Source organism: Longimicrobiaceae bacterium, from assembly GCA_035696245.1.
In the GTDB taxonomy this organism is placed as follows: Bacteria; Gemmatimonadota; Gemmatimonadetes; order Longimicrobiales; family Longimicrobiaceae; genus DASRQW01.
This window is the reverse complement of sequence record DASRQW010000087.1, coordinates 1-1,962: the sequence shown is the minus strand read 5'-3', so window position 1 is coordinate 1,962 and position 1,962 is coordinate 1. Positions and strand designations below refer to the sequence as shown.

Annotated in this window: 2 protein-coding genes; one reads left to right on the top strand and one right to left on the bottom strand. The window is 70.1% G+C overall.

Annotated features, from left to right (window positions below):
• Positions 1-6: 6 nt before the first annotated feature.
• A complete protein-coding gene (locus VFE05_04130; GenBank protein HET6229243.1) occupies positions 7-978 on the bottom strand; it encodes a M48 family metallopeptidase in 972 nt (323 codons plus the stop codon).
• 298 nt (positions 979-1,276) lie between these two features.
• On the opposite strand from VFE05_04130, the gene VFE05_04125 reads away from it, so the two are divergent.
• On the top strand, positions 1,277-1,813 hold the full coding sequence (locus VFE05_04125; GenBank protein ID HET6229242.1) for a hypothetical protein: 537 nt from the start codon (positions 1,277-1,279) through the stop codon (positions 1,811-1,813).
• Positions 1,814-1,962: the final 149 nt, after the last annotated feature.

The window sequence follows — 1,962 nt, the reverse complement described above, 5'->3', positions numbered from 1 at the left end:
CGGCCCCTACCGCCGGTTGAAGCCCGCCTTGAAAGAGTCGACCACCCGCTTCGCCGCCTCGCTCGCCTGCCCGAACGTCTCCTTGGCGCCCTCCCGGTACGACTGCGCGGCGGCGGAGACGTCCTCGCGGTAGGCGGGGTCCGGCTCGCCGCGGCGCCGGTAGTCGCCGCCCACGATGCGCTCGTAGGCGCCGCTCTCGAACCAGCCGCGCATCTCCGCCACGCGGATCACGGGGAAGGGGTGCGTGGCGCCCAGCAGGTTGAGCACCTTGAACACCTGGTCGGCCGCGTCGCCAGTCTGGCGGTACTCGTCGGCCTGGCGCACGAAGTCCGGCAGGTTGGCCGCGGGCAGTCCCTCGCCGCCGGCGAACTTGAGCATGGTGCGCATGCCCGGCTCGGGGTCCTGCACGGCCAGGATGCCGGCGCGGTCGCACGACAGCTCGGCCTTGCGCGACCACTCCATGAGCGCCATCAGCACCGGGGTGGCTGCCAGGCCCAGCAGCGGGATGCCCATGTTGGCCACCGCGACGAGGATGCGCAGCATGGTGTTGTACAGCGCGTGCCCGCTCATCACGTGCCCCAGCTCGTGGCCCAGCACGAAGCGTAGCTCGTCGTCGTCCAGCCGGCTCACCAGGGCCGAGTTGAGGATGACGAACGGCCGCTCCATGCCGTACGCGAAGGCGTTCAGGTGGGGCTCCTGCTGCACGAACACCGGGTAGTCGTGCTCCGCGTCGAGCACGCGGTAGACCTCCTGCGTGAGCCGGTGCACCCGCGCGAACTGCGTGGGCGACACGCGCACCGCGTTGGCCTGGAACGCCAGGCGGATGGGTTTCTCGCCGAAGAGGCCGAAGAGCGTCTTGAGCACCTGGTCGAAGCCGGGGATCTTGCGCAGGGCGTTGAGCGCGGCGCGGTCTGCCGGGTGCTCCCAGGTGCGCGAGTCGATGCCGGCGAGGACGCGGGCGTTCGCGGGGTCTGGCATGGTGTTCCTTCTACGTTGGGGATGGCGCCGGGGCGGCCGGCGGGGCGCCGTCCGGGAGGGCACGACTACGCGCCTCCGGCCGCGGCGGTTTCAGGCGGCACGAACCTTACAAGCGGAAGCGGGTGTACGATGGAGAGCAAGCCCCGCAGGCGGTCTCTCACCTTGTCCCCCGCGCGGCGGGGCGCGTACATTGGCTTCCGGGGCCCACGCGGCCCGCACGCCGCCTCCGCAGCACCCGCCCGGCCGCACGCCCGAAACCGCGGCGCACCCGATCTCCCCGCATCTTGGAGGACCAGACATGCTCCGTCAACGTACGACCACACTGCTCATCGCGCTCGCGGCGCTCGCCGCCCCGGCCGCCGTGCGCCGCGCAGAGGCGCAGGCGCCCTCGCTGCAGGGCGTCTTCCAGCTGAACACGCGGGCCAGCGAAGACGTGAACCGCGCCATCGACAACGCGGTGTCGCGCATGAACTTCATCGTGCGGCCCATCGCGCGCGGGCGGCTGCGGAAGACCAACGTGCCGTACCGCCGCGTCACCATCTCGCACACGCAGTCGCAGGTGTCCGTCACCACCGACGCGCGCGCCGCCATCGTGACGCCCGGCAACGGATCGCCCATCAAGTGGACGCGCCCGGAGGACAACGAGAAGCTGAACGTGAGCACCGAGTGGGAGGCGGGCCGCCTGAAGCAGACCTTCCAGGCCGAGGACGGCCGCCGCGTGAACGTGTGGTCCATCAGCGGCGACGGCCGCACGCTGACCATGGAGGCCACCATCACCAGCCCGCGCCTCCCGCGCCCGCTCGTCTACCACCTCGTCTACGATCGCGTCTCGTAGCGCGGCTGGACGGCGGCGGTTCAGAAGACTGATCACAAGTGTCCGGTTAGAAGTCGAAGAGTTGCAACTGGTTGCATGTTGGTTTCTCTGACATTCGGGACTTTGCGGACGAGAAGGCTTGTGCCATCTCGGTTTTCTCAAAGAGGCTG